Below are 16,718 nucleotides of genomic sequence, written 5' to 3' on the forward strand. Positions count from 1 at the left end.
ATGAGCACCCACGACGATTCAGGAGGACCGGATGGCGCGTGACAGGACTCTCTTCGAGGACGACTTCCGGCAGGGGTTCGACACGGCAGCCCGCTGGCAGGTGCCACCGCTGGAGAAGGCGGCGGTGACCTGCTCGCACGACGGCCTGACCGTGACGCCCGCGGGTGTCGATCACGTCACCGGCCGACCGGTGTTCACGCACTCCGCCGACCAGGACGGAGTCGCGTCCGGGATCGGCGACCACATCAAGTGGGTTGCCCTCGTGGGTGGTTCGGGGTCGGAGCGCAAGGCGTTCGAGGTGCCCGCCACCGGTCGGCTCGACTGCTCGATGAGCATGTCGGCGGTCAGTCTGGGAGGCGAACGGCATCCCTTCGGGGACGCCGTTCCAGACCCCGACAGCGATGTGCGGCTCGCCACCGCCGTCATGATCACCATGGACCCGGTGAGCCACATCGTCTGCGACTTCGTGCTCACCAACACCCGTATCTACGCGCTGTACGAGCGGGTCCCGTCGCCGGGTTCGTCATACGCGGCGTTCTCGTACGCCGTACCGGTCGCCGCCCGTACCCCCGAGCAGTGGCACGGCCTGACCATCAGGGTCGAGGACGGCGGGAGGCGGGTGGTGTGGCGGGTGGACGGTGGCGAGGTGCTGCGGGTCGGGCGGCTCGGGCACCGGCTGCCCGACCGGCGGCACATGCTGCTCGACCACGGCGGCGAGGAGGGCGAGCCGGTGCGTCTGGGCCGGCTCGTCTGCGGGATCGCGATGCTCACGATGCTGGATGGCGCGGGCCCGGACGGCCGGGGTCTGGTGCGATTGAACCCGGCGCCCGACCACTACTTCTCGCCGCGTCAAGGCGCCCCGCACGCCCAGGAGTTCGTGGACGGCCAGAGCCTGCCGCAGAGCAGGTCGTGGGGTGCGGGCGCGGTGCTCAAGGTGCGTGAGGTGGCGGTCCGGACGGCGGTTGACAGCGCGGTCGGGGCTGCATAGATTTAAGTGACTTTGCTTTCAAAGCAAATAGACTGGTGGCGGAGGCCCCCCATGAGTGAACAGCAAGCGGACAGCGGCCTGAGCTGGAACGAGCGGGTCATCAAGGAATTCCGGGCGAACAACGGCCGGGTGGGCGGCATGTTCGAGGGCGCGCCGATGGTGCTGCTGACGACCATGGGCAGGAAGACCGGCAAACCCCACACCAATCCGGCCATCTACTACAAGGACGGCGACCGCTACCTGGTCTTCGCCTCCAACGCGGGCCGGGACAAGAATCCGGACTGGTATCACAACCTCCTGGAAAGCCCTCAGGTCACACTGGAGATCGGCACCGAGGAGGGCGCCGCCAAGCCCTTCGCCACCCGCGCCGAGGAGCTCAAGGGTGAGGAGCGCGACCGGTACTGGGAGCTCCAGTGCACCCTCGACCCGGGCTTTCGCGACTACGAGTCGAAGACCGACCGGAAGATCCCCGTGGTGGCCCTCCAGCCGCTGGATCTCGGCGGGGACAACGAGCGCAGCCGCATGATCGGCCAGCAGCTCATCAAGCACCACAGCGATCTGCGCGGCGAACTGGCGCGTCTGCGCACCGCGATAGAGCAGGCGCTCGGAGGTGACAACACGGACGCCCGTCCTGCCGTCGAGCTCACCGAGCAACTGCGCGCCCGCTGCCTGACGTACTGCTACGGCTTGCAGATGCACCACATCCGCGAGGACGGCTCGTTCTCCGCCTTCGAGGTCAGGTACCCCCATCTCGTCCCCGCCATCACCAAACTCCGCGAGCAGCACCACGTGGTCGAGACGGCGCTGGCCGAGTTCGAGGAGGTGCTGGACGAGGGTCTGTCCGGCGACGGCGGCGATTTGGAGCGGCTGCGCGGCGAACTCGACCGTGTGGTGGCGGGTCTGGAGGCCCACTTCGCGTACGAGGAAGAGACCCTGCTGCCCGCCCTGGAGGGCTGACCCGTGCCGGACATGCGCTACAGAGTCCTTGGCAAGACGGGCGTCCGCGTGTCGGAACTCGCCCTGGGCACAATGACGTTCGGCGACGACTGGGACTTACCGAAGGAGCTGCCCGGCAGACTCCTGGAGCAGTTCGCCGAAGCGGGTGGCAATGTCATCGACACGTCCAACGAGTACGGGCACGGCTCGGCGGAGTCCGTACTCGGCGAGCTGCTGCGCGGGCGCCGGGACTCCTTCCTGCTCACCACGAAGTACACGCTCCAGATCCGCCCCGGCGATGTGAACGCGGCCGGCAACCACCGCAAGAACCTGGTCGTCTCCCTTGAGGACAGCCTGCGCCGCCTCGGCACCGACCACCTCGACATCCTGTGGGTACACGCCCGCGACACCCTCACCCCGGTGCCGGAGGTGATGCGGGCCCTGGACGACCAGGTGCGCGCCGGGAAGGTCCTCTACGTAGGGGTGTCCAACTGGCCCGCGTGGGAGATCGCCCAGGCCAACACCCTGGCGGAACTGCGGGGTTGGACCCCGTTCGCCGCGATGCAGGTCCACTACAACCTCCTGGACCGCACCGTCGAGCGGGAGTTCCTGCCAATGGCGCACGCCTTCGACCTGCCCGCCCTCGCCTGGGGTCCCCTCGCGGACGGGCGGCTCACCGGGAAATACCTCAAGGGCGAGGGCGGTCGCCTCGACAAGGTGCCGTGGGGCAAGCCGCGCGGTGAGGGCGACGACGTGGTGCGCGAGGTCGTCAGGATCGCCGAGGAGGCCGGGCGCACCCCCGCCCAGATCGCCCTCGCCTGGCTCCGCTCGCGCCCCGGCACGGTGATTCCCGTGGTCGGCGCCACCTCCGAGCACCAGATGCGCCAGAACCTCGAAAGCGTCGAAGTCACCCTGGATCAGGCGCAGTTGGCCGCGCTGGACAAGGTGAGCGCGGTGCCGGCCGGGTATCCGACGACCATGCTCCAGTTCCCGGCCATGACGCGGATGGTCTACGGCGAGCACTGGCAGCGCGTCGACGACCGGCGCACCACCACCGGCCGCGCGGTCGCGGACGACCTGTTCTCCGTACGCCGCTGAGATCGACCCGTAGGAGAACGACAGCGCGGGCCCCGTCCTTCTCGGACGGGGCCCGCACGGTTCGACCGGGGGATCGGCTCAGTCGGTGGTGCTGATCTTGAAGTCGCGCACCTTCAGAGTGACGCCCTGACCCCAGAGGCGGTTGGACTCCAGGCTCTTGTCGTCGTGGAACTTCTGCGGGGACGGCGCCCCCTTGGCCGGGTCGTAGTAGAAGCCCGGGGTGTCCTCCAGACGCACCAGACCGGCCTTGTCGCGGTCGTTCGCGCCGCCACCGCCGTCGAGGAGGTTGCCGGTGCCCAGGGCGCACTGCACCGACGACATCGTGACCTGCTCCTGCTTGCCGCCGTGGTCGATCCGCAGGTACTTGCGGTCGAACGCCAGCGTGCCGATGCGGTCGGTGGACAGCACCTTCTTCCCGTTGACCAGCCAGGTCACCCGCTTGCCGCCCTCGTCGTAGCGGACCTGGAGGCGCACCGGCTGACCGGGGACGCGCTTGGCGACCGGCACCGAGTAGTGGAAGGAGGCGTAGGTGCTGTTCTCCACGGGCAGCCGCTCGTAGATCGCGTGGACCTCGGTGTTGGTGACCGAGAAGTTGGCCACGGTGTGCGAGGCGTGGTCCACGGTGATCACGGTGGCGCTGGCGAGGCGGGGGTCGGACTGCGGGTCGGTGACCGCCTTGCCGAAGGGGTGGTTCTCGGTGCCGTCCGTCTTCACGGAGAGATCGGTGGTGCAGCTCCAGGACCCGGTCGCGGGGATCGCGAAGCCGTTCTTCGCGGACTCGCGCGGCTGCGCCACCCACTTGAGGTGGTCGCCGGTGCCGCCGCCGAAGCCGGTGGCGTCCTGACCGGTCGTCGCGGCGAACGCGGGACGGCCCGTCTTGGCGTTGCGACCCGTCGGCACGACGGTGATCCCGTTCGCGTTGGACGTCACGATGCCGTCGCCCTGGGCGAGTTCACCGGCCGGGGTGTGGGCCTTGCCGAGCAGCCACGTCTGCTGGGCGTCGAAACCGCTCGCGAAGGTGTCCTGGAACAGCACCTTCTCGGACCGGGGGGTGGCGGCCTGAGCGCCACCGGTCAGCGTGAGGGCCGTGCACGCGGTGGCGGCCGCCACCACGGCGACCGCGATCCGCCGCGACCGCGCAAAGGGCCGTCGGCCCGCTCCAGCCTCTACGGGCATGAGATCTCCTCCATACATCGAGTCCATACGTCGAGTGCGTACGTGTCGGTGCGTACGCCCGAGTCCGTACGTCGGTCCCTGTCGAGTGCGGCGCAGGCCGGATCGCTGCGCGCCGGGTCACCGTCGCGGCGGGACCTCGATTACTGCTCGAACCGATGAGGGTGCGCGTCGACAGGGGATCCAGCGCTCTTCGAGGTGTGCTGCGAAGCATCCCGCGAGTACGGATCAGTTCTCCCGGACGTCCAAGGAAAGGGCGGGACACGCATGGACGGCATGGATCCATACCTTGAGATCTCCGACGAGGTGGCCACGGCGCTTCAGGAGAAGCGGCCCGTGGTCGCCCTGGAGTCCTCCCTGATCACCGCGAGCCCCACGCTCGAACTTGCCCTGGACATCGAGAAGTCGGTGCGCGACGCGGGTGCCGTACCGGCGACGATCGGCATCGCCGACGGCCGCGTCCTGGTGGGCATGGACGCGGCGCGGATCGAGCAGGTCAGGAGCGCGGAGCGGGTGCAGAAGGTGAGCGCCCGCGACCTCGGACTCGCCCTCGCCGGCGGCGGCCTCGGCGCCACCACGGTCGCGGGCACCATCGTGATCGCCGAGCGGGTGGGCATCGAGGTGTTCGCGACCGCGGGCATCGGCGGTGTCCACCGCCGGGCGCAGCAGACCTTCGACATCTCGCCCGACCTGCTCCAGTTCACCCGTACCCGGATGACCGTCGTCTCGGCGGGCGCCAAGAGCATCCTGGACGCGCGGTTGACCGCCGAGTACCTGGAGACTGCGGGCGTGCCGGTGTTCGGCTACGGCACGGACCGGCTGCCGCTCTTCTATGTGCGCGGCGGCGACATCGCGGTCCAGCGCGTCGACGATCTGCGCCTGGCCGCGCGCGCCGTGCGCACTCACTGGGCGGTCAACGGCGGCGGCACGGCGCTGCTGACCGTTCCGGTCGACGAGGCCGACGCGGTCGACGGGGCACTCGTGGAGGAAGCGATCGCGCAGGCGCTGGAGGAGGCGGACCGCACCGGGGTCACCGGCAACAGGGTCAGTCCCTTCCTGATGCGCGCGGTCTCCAAGGCGACCCGGGGCCGCACAGCGGCGGCGGGCCGTTCGGTGCTGCTGGGGACCGCCAGGGTGGCGGGCGAGTTCGCGGTCGGGCTGAGCGCCGAGCACGCGGCAGCGAAGGCGGGCCGGTGACGAGCGCGCCGATGCCGGGTGTACGGGGCCTCGTCCTCGACCTCGACGGCACCCTGGCCGACACTCCGCAGGCGATCGCGACGATCACCCTGAAGGTGCTGGCCGCCCTGGGCGTCGACGCGGACGAGAGCGTCGTGCGCCCGCTGATCGGCAAACCACTGGACCAGAACTTCGCGACGCTGCTCGGTTGCGAGCCCGAGGACGCGGAGGTGGCGGCGGCCGTCGCCGAGTACCAGAGCCAGTTCCGCGCGCATCTCCAGGGGATCGCCCCCGAGGAACTGGCCTATCCCGATGTGCCGGACGCCCTCCAACACCTGCGCACCCGAGGCGTGTTGCTCGGCCTCGCCACCTCCAAGCCGCGCGGCGCGGCCGAGCGGATGCTGCGCCTGATGGGCGTGTACGAGCTGTTCCACGTCGTGGCCGGGCACGACTCCGTACAGCGCGGCAAGCCCGACCCCGAGATGGCTTTGCTCGTCGCCGACGGCCTCGGTCTCACCCCGGCTCAGTGTGTCGTCGTGGGCGACGGCGTCGCCGACGCCGGCATGGGCCGCGCCGCCGGGATGCGGGTGGTGGGTGTGTCGTACGGGGTGGCCGACGCGGCCGAGCTGATCGCGGCGGGCGCGGAGCGCGTCGTGGACTCCTTCGGTGAACTCACCGCGCTCGTCACCGACCTGGCCTGAACCCAACCATCATATATTTACGAGGAGTTGAGATGACCCAACCCACCACGGCGGACTCCACCGTCCTGTGGCGCGACGACTTCGCGGACGGCCTGCGGGCGTCCGGCCCGGCCGCCCCCTGGCGGTTCGTGCAGGCCAGCGCCGAGCATGTCGCCGACGACGCGGTGATCACCACGGACAGCGACGGCCTGCACCTGGTGGCCCCTGGGCGCAACGCCCGTACCGGCGAACCCGCCTTCACCCGGACCGTCCCGCGCGAGAACGGCCAGCCCGGCTCGATCCCCGGCTTCGCCGACCACGCCAAGTGGATCGCCTACGTCAACCGCCAGTCCTCCGCGGGCTTCCAGGGCTTCGACGCCGAGCCCGGCCGCGTCCTCTCCGTCGAGGCCACGGTGTCGGGACGTACGTATGGCACCTCGAGCCACCCGTTCGGGGATGCCGTCAGCGACCCGGACGACGATCTGCGGCTCGCCGGCGCGATGCTCAACACCATCGACCCGGAGACCTCGGTCGCCTTCGACTTCATTCTGACCAACAAGGGGGTGCACGCCTTCTACGGGCGCACCAACTTCGCCCGCCGCCACCTCGGCGGCTATGGCTCGTTCGCCAACACGGTTCCCCTGGCCCGGCGTTCACCCGGCGACCGGCACCGGGTCAAGATCTCCTACGACCGCGCCGCCGGAACCGTGCGCTGGTTCCTGGAGGGCGAGGTGGTCCTGACCGTCGACCGGATCGGACACCCTCTCGGCCGGGACACGCTCACCCTCGACGAGGGCGGTACGCCGACCCTGGTCGAGCCCCGCCAGCTCAGCTTCGGCATGGGGATGCTGAGCCTGCTCGACGGTTCCTGGCCCACCGGCAAGGGCCTGGTCCGGCTGTCCCGCGCGACCACGTACTACCGGCCCGAGCGGGGTGCGCCCGTCGAGCAGTCCTTCGTCGACGAGGACAGCCGGGACGCCACCAGGCTCTTCGGCCAGGGCGCCGAGCTCGCCATCAGCGGCTTCACGGTGAGCAGCGCTCCGACGTCGTAGCGGTTTCCTTGGGCGTACGGTCTCCTCGTGCGTACGAGAGCGGGGCCGCCGGTTTCGCACCGGCGGCCCCGCTCACGTGTGCGCCCTCACGAATCCACGGCGGCCGTCCGCGCGAGCCCGGCGGCGCCGAACCGGCGTGCGGCGGGCTCCCATTGGAGGACCGCGTGCCCGGCACCGGCGTTGGCGTCGCGCCAGAACCGCTGGAGTTCCCCGTGCACGGACTGTGCCCCGGTGCCGCCGGTGCGCTGCAACTGGTTCACGGCGTCGAGCAGCAGGTCCACCGCGGCGACGTGGTCGCGCTGGGCGCGTGCGCCCGCCCATTCGTCGGCGAGCAAACCCCGGTCGGCGTCCGCCGCCGCACGGGCGAGCAGCAGCTCGGCCGCGTCGGTGAGGGCCGCGCTGCGGGCGAGGTCGAGCTCGACCGTGCTGCCCTGGTGCGGCCCGGGGCGCGCGGCTCGCTTGCGGACGACCGCCTGCGACCACGCCTCGGCCGCACCCCGCACCGCGCCCAGAATGGGTGCCGCGAAGGTGAGACCGCTGACGTTCTGGAGCGGGACGCACAGGCTGTCCGGTGCGGTGCCCGGGGTGCGCCCCGACGCCAGTTCGCCGCGCAGGAACGAGTGGGCCCGGGGGACGAACACCTCGTCGAGGACGACGGTGTCACTGCCGGTACCGCGCATCCCGACCGTGTCCCAGGTCCGCTCGATCTCGTACGCGGACCGGGGCACCAGCAGGAACCGCACCTCCGGATCGCCACCCGGCACCGGTACCTGGACGGCGAGCAGGGCGAAGTCGGAGGCGTGCACCCCGCTGACATAGGGCCAGCGGCCGCTCAGAACCCAACCGCCGTCTGTTGCCTGGGCGTTGCCGCCGGGGACGAGGGCTCCCACGACCATGGCATCGGGCCCGTCCGCCCAGACGGTCCGCTGCCCCTCCTCGGGCAGGAAGCCCGCCATCCGCGAGAGCGTCGCGGTGACGGCCGCGCACCAGCCCGCCGAGGGATCCTCCTGGGCGACCCGTGCGACGGCTTCGAAGCAGGGCAGGAAGCCGCCCTCGTCGCCGCCCCAGCGGGCGGGCACGAAGTGGCGGGCGAACCCCGCGCCGCGCAGCGCCTCGTACACCTTGGGGTGCAGACGCCGGTCCCGCTCGCCCTCGCGGGCGTGTTCGGCGGCCAGCGGCGCCACCTCGTGCGGCCGGAGTGAACTGGGCTGTGTTGCGATGGGGTTGGACAGCGTTTCGGACAACGGGGCTCCCCTCGGGGGTGTCGCGGCACGGCCTGCGACGGATGAGGGCCCGAGCGTCGGCCGGGTGGGTCGAAAGTGCCTTGACGGGCGCTCGACAGGCGGCGTATTCAACCCGCGTACGAAAAAGGTCTCCCCGGTCGACGGAGGCGACCGGGGAGACCGGACGGACCGCGTCGGGGGATGCCGCGGGCCGTGTCTGGGGGTGTGCGTCAGTCCGACGCGGGGCGCGAGGAGGTCACGGGCTCGGACTCAGCGGGCGCCGACTCTTCCTGCTGCGGGGGCTTGGGGGCGGACGCAGGCCCGAACACCAGGCGTCCGGGCGGCAGGATGAACGCGGCGGGCGCGGCGAGGACCCACAGGATCACCACGGTCACCAGCCCGGCCACCGCCGCGTCCACGGGGTTGCCCTTGTCGTCGAGGTGCCCGAAGAACACCGTGCCGACGATGGCGATACCGGTCGCGACGCCGATCTGGATCGCGGTGTTCACGAGAGCGGCGGCGGCTCCCGCGTGCCGGCCCGGCGTCTTGGCCAGGACCGTGGTGATGAGCACGCCCGAGGTCATCGACACCCCGAGGCCCGCGATCAGCAGCCCGGGCACGATCTGCCAGGAGTGCAGCCCCATCTCGTACCGTTTGAACGCCGCGAGGACCAGGCCCATGCCGCCCGCCGCGATCAGCGAGCCGACGACGGCGACCGGCCTGCCGAACTGGCGGATCTTCGGTGCGAAGGGCGTGAACAGCCCCACACCGACCGCGAACGGCACCATGCTCAGGGCGGTGTGCAGCGGCGAGAAGCCGAGGCCGGTCTGCAGATGCACCGTGATCACCAGGGTGTAGCCGGTACCGGCGAAGAACAGCACGGCCACCAGCAGTCCGCCCAACGGGGCGCGTTCACGCAGGAGTTGGGGATCGATCAGCGGCGCTTGACCGCGCCGGGTGACACCGCGCTCGTACCACGCGAACACCCACAGCAGCGCCGGGCACGCCGCCATCAGGGCGAAGCTCCACCAGGGCCAGCCCAGGGTGCGCCCCTCGACCAGCGGATAGAGCAGCGCGACCACGGCGGCGGTGGCGATGGCCAGGCCGGGGATGTCCACGGTGGCGGCGTGCTCGGCCCGCGAGTCGCGGCACAGGTAGTGCGTGGCGATCAACGCGGCGATGCCGATGGGGATGTTGACGAAGAAGATCGGACGCCAGCCGAGGTCGAAGAGGTTGGCGTTGAGCAGCAGACCGCCGATCAGCGGGCCGCCGACGCCGCCGATGGAGAAGTTGAGGCCGAAGATCGCCGCCGCCTTGGACTGCTCGGCGGCCGGGAACTCGACGCGCAGCATGGCGAGCACCTGCGGCACCATCAGGGCGGCGGAGGCGCCCTGGGCGATCCGGGCGGCCACCAGCATCTCGGGGTTGACCGCGAGTCCGGTGAGCGCGGAGGTGACGGTGAAGGCGGCCAGGCCGAGTTGGAAGATCCGCAGTCGGCCGAACCGGTCGCCGAGACGGGCCGCGGTGATCATTCCGGAGGCGAAGGCGAGCACGTATCCGGCGATGGACCATTCGAGCTGGGTGCTCGACGCGTGCAGTTCCCGCCTCAACGAGGGCAGCGCGACATTGATCACGGTGGTGTCCACCAGATCCATGAAGACCGCCGACAGCGTGACGACGAACGCCGCCCACCGCCGGGGGTTGAACTCGGCTGTGGCGGTGGTAGGTGATGAGGCTAAGGACATGGGCCATCCCTTTCCTGAGCAGGCCCGGAGCGCACGTGTCCGGTAGGGTGGACGAGCAAAGAGAGAGTTTGCTTTGAAAGCAAAGCTATAAGGGGGTCGGCAGGATGTCAACGGAGCGCGAGGCGGAGCGGAAGCGGCAGGCCGCGCGGGAGTCCGGGATGAGCAGGGACGACGCGATCCGGGCCATGCTCGTGCTGATGCCGCGTGTCGCGCAGCGGCTGAAGCGCACCACCGTGCCCGAGCAGCTCCGCTCGATGAACCTCGCCCCGCGCCATCTCTCCCTGCTGTCCCACCTCGTCTTCGACGGCCCGGCCCTCGTCAACGAACTCGCGGCCCGCCTTGAAGTCGCCCCCACCACGGTGAGCCTGATGGTCGCCGACCTCAGCCGTCAGGGCGTCGTCGAGCGCAAGGCCGACCCGTCCGACCGGCGGCGCACGATCGTCTCCCTCACCGAGGACCCGGAGACCCGCGAGGCCATCAACAGCTGGCTGGCGCGCGGCGCCGACGCCTGGGAAAAGGCCCTCGACCCGCTCACCCCGCAGGAGCGGGCCATATTCGTCCGCACCATGGAGGCGTACGAGAGCGGGGCGTCCGGAGCCACCGACTGAGCCACCCTCCGGCGCGCCCGGGGCGATGAACGAGCCGTGCTGGATCGGGATTCGAGCCCCGGCCCCTGAGCTGTGCGCGGGAACGGGCACCCCGCCCGCTCCCCGGACCGCCGGGAGGGCGTATGGGGCACGGAGTAATGGTCACCGGGGCCACCGGGACGGTCGGCCGGCATCTCGTCGGACGGCTGCTCGCGCGCGGCAGCAGAGTCCGCGCCCTGTGCCGCAGCCCCGAACACGCGGCGGCGCTGCTGCCCCGGGGTGTGGAGATCGCACGCGGTGACCTCACCGACAGCGCCTCGCTGGAGTCCGCGCTGCACGGAGTGGACGCGGCTTTCGTCCTGCTCGCCGAGGACGGGGGCGAGGCGTTCGCGCACGCCGCGTACCACTCGACAGGGCTGCGGCAGCTGGTGGTTGTCTCCGCCGACGCCCCGCGGGGCCCGGGCTTCGACAACCCCCTCTTCGTCAAACACGTACAAGGAGAGGCGCGGCTGCGGGCCGCCGGCCTGCCGCTCACCGTGCTGCGACCCGGGCCCTTCGCCTCGCTGGCCCTCCAGTGGGCTCCCGCCCTCGCGGCCGGAGACTTGGTGGGCGTCGTCCACCCCGACCTCGCCGTGCCGGTGATCGACCCGCGTGACATCGCCGAGGTCGCGACCGCCGTGCTCCTCGGCCCCGAACCGGCCGGCGTACGCATCCTGCCGCTGTCCGGACCGCAGGCGCTCGACGTCCACGCGCGCGTGCGCGTCCTCGGCGAGGTACTGGGCCGTGAACTGAAGGTGGCGCGGATCGCGCCGGAGCAGTGGGTGCGCCTGGTCGCCGGACGGCTGCCCGAGGCATACGCCCGTCAACTCATCGAAGTGGAACGCTACTTGATCGAGCGCCGACTGCCCGTCGTGGCGAGCGTGCGGGAGATCACCGGATCGGCGCCCCGGTCCTTCCGCACCTGGGCCCAGGACCACGCCGCAGCATTCAGCGCCCCCGACCGGGCGCAGTCATTCGAGGAGGCATCGTGAACACCGCAGTACGCACCACCGACACGGCGGCACCGGCCGCCGACCCGGCCCGCTCCGGGCTCTACGCCGAGGTCCAGCTGTTCTACGCCCGCCAGGCGCACCTCCTCGACGCCGTCCGGGCGGAGCAGTTCGCCCAGACCTTCACCCAGGACGGTGTGTTCGCGCACTCCCCGGGTATCCCTCCGGCGCGCGGGCACGCGGGCATCGCGCAGGAGGTGCGCGAGTACAACGAGCGGCGCTTCAAGACGGACCCGGTCCAGCGCCGCCACTGGTTCAACATGCTCGACGTACGCGAGCAGCCGGACGGCACCGTGCACACCGAGTTCTACGCCCTCGTCGCGACCACCCGCCCGGGTCAGCCCCAGCCGGTCATCTCACCCAGCTGCGTGGTACGGGACGTACTGGTTCGAAGCGACGACGGTGAACTCCGTACGCGCAGTCGCAAGGTGACGCAGGATCAGGAACTCTTCGACTAGATCGACCGACATACGTATGGGGGTGGCCGGGGGCTTCTCGCCCCCGGCCACCCCCGAGTCGTCCACGTCAGCCTTTCTGCGGCGGACCGGCCGCCTCGACCGCCGCGATCACCGCGTTCTGCGCCCGGTCCCGCCAGGCGGCCAGCGGCTCGTACGCATACGAGCCGAACGCCTCGTCCGCCTGGGTCAGCATTGTCTCCACGGTGTACTCGTCCACCGGCGGATTGCCGAGACCGGCCCAACTGCGCTCCAGGCCCGTACCCAGATGCTCCATCAGATGACGCAGTCCGCCGGAGCCGCCGCCGAGGTGGAAGGCGCGGAACGGGCCCACGACCGCCCAGCGGGAGCCGATTGACGCGGTGACGATCTCGTCCAACTCGCCCACCGTGACCACACCTTCGCGCACCAGGTGGATGCTCTCGCGCAGCAGCGCCGACTGCAGCCGGTTGGCGACGAACCCGGGAACTGCGCGGCGCAGCACCACCGGTGTCTTGCCCAGGAACTGGTAGAAGTCCACGGCCGCCTCGATGTCCGCCGGTTTGGCGTCCTCGGCGGCGACGACCTCCACCAGCGGCACGATGTGCGGAGGGTTGAACGGATGTCCCACGATCACCCGCCCCGGCTGGTCGAGCGCGGCGCCGAGATCGGCGGGCAGCAGGGTCGAAGTGGAGGAGAGCAGCAGTGCGTCGGGGGCCGCCTCGGCCGCTCGCCGGAAGATGTCCTGCTTGAGCGCCAGATCCTCCAGTACGTTCTCCTGCACGACCTGAGCGCCTGCCGCCGCCTCCGCCACATCCGCGTGGAACGTAAGCCTGGCCGCCAGGAGTTCCGGGTCCGTCGCGCCGTCGGGCAGGGAGCGCGCGTACAGGTCGAGCGCGGCCGTCACATGCTCGCGCGCGTCGGGTCTGGTGCTGCTGATACGTACGTTGAGTCCTTTGGCGGCGAACAGGGCGATCCACCCGAGGGCTATGGTGCCGGTGCCGAGGACCGCGACCGTACGCGGCGTGGGCGCGCTCATCACGCGGCCTGCCGTCGCGGCGTCGGGCCCGAGCCGAGTACTTGCTGGTGGAGCCGCTGCACCCGCGGTGACGGCTCCACGCCCAACTCGCTGACCAGCGTGGTGCGCAGCCGCTGGAACGCCTCCAGGGCCCGCCACGTGTGGCCCGACCGGTGCAGCGCGGTGATCAGATGGCCGCAGATGATCTCGTTGAGGGGATACTGGGCGGTCAACATCAGGAGTTCGCCGAGGAGTTCGCCGTGTCGGCCGAGCCGCAGATCGGCTTCGATACGCAGTTCATGCGCGCGAGTCCGGGCCTCGTTCATCCCGATGATCTCGGTCTCCAGGATGCTGCCCGCGGGGACGTCGGCGAGCGCCGGACCCTGCCACAGGTCGAGCGCTTCGGCCAGGAGCGCGGACGCCTTCGCGTCCTCCCCGGCCGCGAGTGCTCTGTTTCCGGCCGCCGACCGTTCCTGGAACGTGCCGAAGTCGAAGTCCCCGACCGGCCCGTTGAGCTGATAGCTGCCGAAACGGGTGGCGAGCACGTCCTTCGCGGACAGTTCCGTCCGGTGGGAAATAGCTTTGGTGACCAGCCGGCGCAGCTGGAGCACGTAAGTCTGCAAGGTGGTCTGGGCGCTGCGCGGAATATGCTCGCCCCATATCTCTTCCATCAAGGTGGGTACCGGGACGATCCGCCCGGTGCGCAGCGCGAGAAGCGCGAGCAACTGCCGGGGTTTGCCCGCGCTCGGCACGATCGAAACACCGTCGATTTGGACCTTCAGCGGACCCAGTACTTCGATTTCCACGCGAGGACCTCCATATGGGAATTGCTGACGCCCTCAAGTGTGGCACGAGGGTTCATGGAGATCCCAGTGAGATGTTCATGGACTCACAGGAGTTATTCATGGTTTGAACGCTCAACCAATGGTCGACCAGGCGAATGGCCTGGGGAATCGGGAGAGTCAAGGCCATTCACAGGAGCCCGAACTCCTGGGCCGTCCTGATGGCGTCGATGCGATTGCGCGCGTTGAGCTTGCTCACGATCGTGGTGAGGTAATTGCGCACGGTCCCCACCGACAGATGCAACTGCCGGGCGATGTGCCCCGCGTCGTGCCCGTCGGCGGTCAGCCGCAGCACCTCGGTCTCGCGCGGGGTGAGAAGTCGCGCCCCCGAGTCCAGGGCGCTCAGCGCCAGCCCGGAGTCGAACACACGCTGACCTGCCACGATTTTACGTACGGCGTCGGCCAGTTCGGCCGGGGGAGAGTCCTTGAGGAGCAGCCCGTCCACCCGTCCGTCCAGGGCCCGGCGCAGCATCGCGGGTCTGCCGATCCCGGTGAGGACGAGAATCCGGCATTCTGGAAGAGTCCTGCGCAATTGCTCGGCGGCGGTCAGACCGTCGGTGCCTGGCAGATCGACATCGAGAATGGCCACGGTCGGACGGCTGCGCAGCGCGGCGGGCACGATCTCATCGCCTCTGCCCACCTCGGCGACCACCGTGAAGTCCGCTTCCAGCTCCAGCAGAGCGACCAGCGCTCCCCGGACCATGTGTACGTCTTCGGCCACGAGCAGGCGTATCACGAGTGCCATCCCCCCAGTGTCGTTGTCCGCGCCCGCCCCCCGTACCGCCAGCCCACACTACTCCGAGCGAGTGGATCACCACGGTCGACTATCGGCCAAAACAATGCAGTGAAGTAGGAGTCCGGCCGGTGCCGTCGCCGAGTACGGCTCAAGGGCTGCTCGACCGGGCGCTCCGACGCTGAGGCCGCTTCCCATTCCCACGGATACCGAACGCTGAAGTGGAGAGGGTTTGATGCGAACCGTCAGGACTGCCCGTCATGCGGATACCGGCGGCGCCGGGGGGCACAGCAGAATTCTCGGAATCGGCGGATATCGCCCCTGGCGGGTGGTCGCCAACACCGAGCTGTGCGCGGCGATCGACTCCACGGACGAGTGGATCGAGACCCGCTCCGGTATCCGCGAACGCCGCTTCGCGGCGCCGGACGAGACGCTGCACTCGATGGCCCTGGCGGCCGCCGGGAAAGCCCTCGCGGCGGCCGGTGTCGACCCGAGGGAAATCGACCTCGTCGTGCTCGCCAGTATGTCCCAACTCGACCAGACGCCACCGCTGTCGGTACGGGTCGCCCAGGCGCTCGGCGCCCGAGCGGCCGCGGCGATCGACCTGTCGGCCGCGTGCGCCGGCTTCTGCCACGCCATCGCCATCGCCTCCGACGCGGTACGCGCGGGCAGCGCCCGCAACGTTCTCGTCATCGGCGCCGAACGGATGACCGACATCGTGGAGCGGACCGATCGGGGCAGCGCCTTCCTCTTCGCCGACGGCGCCGGAGCCATGGTCGTCGGAAGCGCGGCCGCACCCGGCATCGGCCCGGTCGTCCGGCGCGCGGACGGTGCCTACAGCGAGGCCCTGCGGATGACCGCCCCCTGGGGCGACAGCGCAGGCGCACGGCCGTGGATGAGGATGGACGGCCGCAGGATCTTCCGCTGGGCCATGGATGAAGTGGCGCCGGCGGCGGCCGAGGCGTTACGGGCGGCGGATGTGTCACCCGCCGATCTCGGCGCCTTCGTTCCGCACCAGGCGAACCTGCGGATCATCGACCTCATGGCGGAACGCCTGGGCCTGGGCCCCCGTACGGCGGTAGCCCAAGACGTCGTCCGCATGGGCAACACCTCCGCCGCCTCCATCCCCCTCGCCCTGGAGACCCTGCTCGCCGAAGGACAGGCGGGCAGCGGCGACACCGCGCTCCTCGTCGGCTTCGGCGCCGGGCTCAACTACGCGGCCCAGGTGGTGGTTCTGCCGTGACCGAGCGGAACGCGACCGTACGTCCGACGGCCTCCGACAGCTTCCGCTCCGCCATGGCGCGCTGCGCCGCCGGTGTGGTGGTGGCGACCACCCGGGACGCGGCCGGCAGACCCTGGGGCTTCACCGCCACCTCGTTCTGCTCCGTCTCCCTCGAACCACCGCTGATCCTGGTGTGCGTGGCGCACAGCGCCAGCGGTTACGGGGCGTTCACGGAGTGCGGCGAGTTCGCGGTAAGCGTCCTGAACGAGGACCAGCAGGACATCGCCACCCGCTTCGCCCGCAGCGGCGCCGACAAGTTCCTGCCCGAGGAGACGACGACAACTCGGGCCCTGCTACCGGCAGTTGCCGACGCGCTGATCGCCCTGGACTGCCGGGTCCACGCCCGGTACGAAGCGGGCGACCACCTGATCCTGGTGGGCCGGGTCACGGACGTACGCGTACGGAACGGCGCACCCCTGGTCCACCACGACCGCGCGTTCCGTACGCTGCGCCCCTAGGGCCGGTGGAGCGCCCGAGTGTGCCACTCCTGGAGGGCACGCACGGGCGCTCCGTCCAGCGACCACCGGAGTGCGTCGATGCCTTGGACGGCTGCTGCGAGTGCCTGGACGGTGGTGAGGCAGGGGACGCTGCGGGCGACGGCTGCGGTGCGGATTTCGTAGCCGTCGAGGCGGCCGCCGGTGCCGTAGGGGGTGTTGACGATGAGGTCGACCTGGCCGTCGTGGATGAGCTGGACGATGGTCT

Annotated in this window: 18 protein-coding genes; 11 read left to right on the forward strand and 7 right to left on the reverse strand. The window is 70.5% G+C overall.

Features of this window, described 5'->3' with window-relative positions; translation table 11 throughout:
- Positions 1–31: 31 nt before the first annotated feature.
- Genes BG418_RS06775 through BG418_RS06785 form a run of 3 tightly spaced genes read left to right on the forward strand, consistent with a single transcriptional unit; the run spans position 32 to position 3,022 of the window.
- Positions 32–988, forward strand: coding sequence for a DUF6081 family protein (locus BG418_RS06775; RefSeq protein ID WP_188272784.1), 957 nt, complete (start codon positions 32–34; stop codon positions 986–988).
- Between the two features lie 51 nt (positions 989–1,039).
- The gene (locus BG418_RS06780; protein ID WP_223184442.1) at positions 1,040–1,945 is read left to right on the forward strand and encodes a nitroreductase/quinone reductase family protein; all 906 of its coding nucleotides are present in this window, start codon (positions 1,040–1,042) and stop codon (positions 1,943–1,945) included.
- A 12-nt stretch (positions 1,946–1,957) separates the two neighbouring features.
- A complete protein-coding gene (locus BG418_RS06785) occupies positions 1,958–3,022 on the forward strand; it encodes an aldo/keto reductase (RefSeq protein WP_188272785.1) in 1,065 nt (354 codons plus the stop codon).
- 78 nt (positions 3,023–3,100) lie between these two features.
- Here the strand turns inward: BG418_RS06785 and BG418_RS06790 are convergent, their stop codons facing one another.
- On the reverse strand, positions 3,101–4,198 hold the full coding sequence (locus BG418_RS06790) for a DUF6081 family protein (RefSeq protein WP_188272786.1): 1,098 nt from the start codon (positions 4,196–4,198) through the stop codon (positions 3,101–3,103).
- A gap of 273 nt (positions 4,199–4,471) precedes the next feature.
- On the opposite strand from BG418_RS06790, the gene BG418_RS06795 reads away from it, so the two are divergent.
- The 3 genes from BG418_RS06795 to BG418_RS06805 are packed head-to-tail and all read left to right on the forward strand — an operon-like array spanning position 4,472 to position 7,103.
- A complete protein-coding gene (locus BG418_RS06795) occupies positions 4,472–5,392 on the forward strand; it encodes a pseudouridine-5'-phosphate glycosidase (RefSeq protein WP_188272787.1) in 921 nt (306 codons plus the stop codon).
- Positions 5,389–6,072, forward strand: a complete 684-nt coding sequence (locus BG418_RS06800) for an HAD family hydrolase (RefSeq protein ID WP_188272788.1) — start codon at positions 5,389–5,391, stop codon at positions 6,070–6,072. The genes BG418_RS06795 and BG418_RS06800 overlap by 4 nt, the downstream gene beginning before the upstream one ends.
- 32 nt (positions 6,073–6,104) lie before the next feature.
- Positions 6,105–7,103 carry a DUF6081 family protein gene (locus BG418_RS06805; protein ID WP_188272789.1) on the forward strand — a complete coding sequence of 333 codons (999 nt, stop codon included), beginning with the start codon at positions 6,105–6,107 and terminating at the stop codon, positions 7,101–7,103.
- Between the two features lie 86 nt (positions 7,104–7,189).
- On the opposite strand, the gene BG418_RS06810 is transcribed toward BG418_RS06805, so the two are convergent.
- Both BG418_RS06810 and BG418_RS06815 read right to left on the reverse strand, forming a co-directional pair.
- A complete protein-coding gene (locus BG418_RS06810) occupies positions 7,190–8,347 on the reverse strand; it encodes a hydrolase (protein ID WP_223184443.1) in 1,158 nt (385 codons plus the stop codon).
- Positions 8,348–8,556: 209 nt separating this feature from the next.
- A complete protein-coding gene (locus BG418_RS06815; RefSeq protein ID WP_188272790.1) occupies positions 8,557–10,071 on the reverse strand; it encodes an MFS transporter in 1,515 nt (504 codons plus the stop codon).
- A gap of 104 nt (positions 10,072–10,175) precedes the next feature.
- On the opposite strand from BG418_RS06815, the gene BG418_RS06820 reads away from it, so the two are divergent.
- The 3 genes from BG418_RS06820 to BG418_RS06830 all read left to right on the forward strand — a co-directional run bounded on the left by BG418_RS06820 (position 10,176) and on the right by BG418_RS06830 (position 12,165).
- Positions 10,176–10,679 carry a MarR family winged helix-turn-helix transcriptional regulator gene (locus BG418_RS06820; RefSeq protein ID WP_223184444.1) on the forward strand — a complete coding sequence of 168 codons (504 nt, stop codon included), beginning with the start codon at positions 10,176–10,178 and terminating at the stop codon, positions 10,677–10,679.
- Positions 10,680–10,801: 122 nt separating this feature from the next.
- A complete protein-coding gene (locus BG418_RS06825; protein ID WP_223184445.1) occupies positions 10,802–11,689 on the forward strand; it encodes an SDR family oxidoreductase in 888 nt (295 codons plus the stop codon).
- Positions 11,686–12,165: a nuclear transport factor 2 family protein gene (locus BG418_RS06830; RefSeq protein ID WP_188272823.1), complete on the forward strand. Its 480-nt coding sequence runs from the start codon at positions 11,686–11,688 to the stop codon at positions 12,163–12,165. Before BG418_RS06825 ends, BG418_RS06830 begins: the two co-directional genes overlap by 4 nt.
- A 67-nt stretch (positions 12,166–12,232) precedes the next feature.
- Here BG418_RS06830 and BG418_RS06835 read toward each other — a convergent pair whose 3' ends face one another.
- From BG418_RS06835 to BG418_RS06845, 3 genes are all read right to left on the reverse strand, one after another.
- Positions 12,233–13,180: a 3-hydroxyacyl-CoA dehydrogenase NAD-binding domain-containing protein gene (locus tag BG418_RS06835; protein WP_188272791.1), complete on the reverse strand. Its 948-nt coding sequence runs from the start codon at positions 13,178–13,180 to the stop codon at positions 12,233–12,235.
- On the reverse strand, positions 13,180–13,965 hold the full coding sequence (locus BG418_RS06840; protein ID WP_188272792.1) for a BTAD domain-containing putative transcriptional regulator: 786 nt from the start codon (positions 13,963–13,965) through the stop codon (positions 13,180–13,182). The genes BG418_RS06835 and BG418_RS06840 overlap by 1 nt, the downstream gene beginning before the upstream one ends.
- A gap of 166 nt (positions 13,966–14,131) precedes the next feature.
- Positions 14,132–14,746 (reverse strand): response regulator, encoded by a 615-nt coding sequence (locus tag BG418_RS06845; protein WP_188272793.1) that lies wholly within the window; start codon positions 14,744–14,746, stop codon positions 14,132–14,134.
- A 223-nt stretch (positions 14,747–14,969) separates the two neighbouring features.
- Here BG418_RS06845 and BG418_RS06850 point away from each other — a divergent pair, with 223 nt between their 5' ends.
- Positions 14,970–15,977, forward strand: a complete 1,008-nt coding sequence (locus BG418_RS06850; protein ID WP_188272794.1) for a beta-ketoacyl-ACP synthase 3 — start codon at positions 14,970–14,972, stop codon at positions 15,975–15,977.
- Positions 15,974–16,474: a flavin reductase family protein gene (locus BG418_RS06855; RefSeq protein WP_317453537.1), complete on the forward strand. Its 501-nt coding sequence runs from the start codon at positions 15,974–15,976 to the stop codon at positions 16,472–16,474. Before BG418_RS06850 ends, BG418_RS06855 begins: the two co-directional genes overlap by 4 nt.
- On the opposite strand, the gene BG418_RS06860 is transcribed toward BG418_RS06855, so the two are convergent.
- A partial coding sequence (locus tag BG418_RS06860; protein ID WP_188272795.1) for a hypothetical protein occupies positions 16,471–16,718 on the reverse strand: 248 nt, incomplete at its 5' end. The two genes, BG418_RS06855 and BG418_RS06860, sit on opposite strands and share 4 nt — an antisense overlap.

The organism is Streptomyces sp. CBMA152 (assembly GCF_014596475.1).
Classification (GTDB): domain Bacteria; phylum Actinomycetota; class Actinomycetes; order Streptomycetales; family Streptomycetaceae; genus Streptomyces.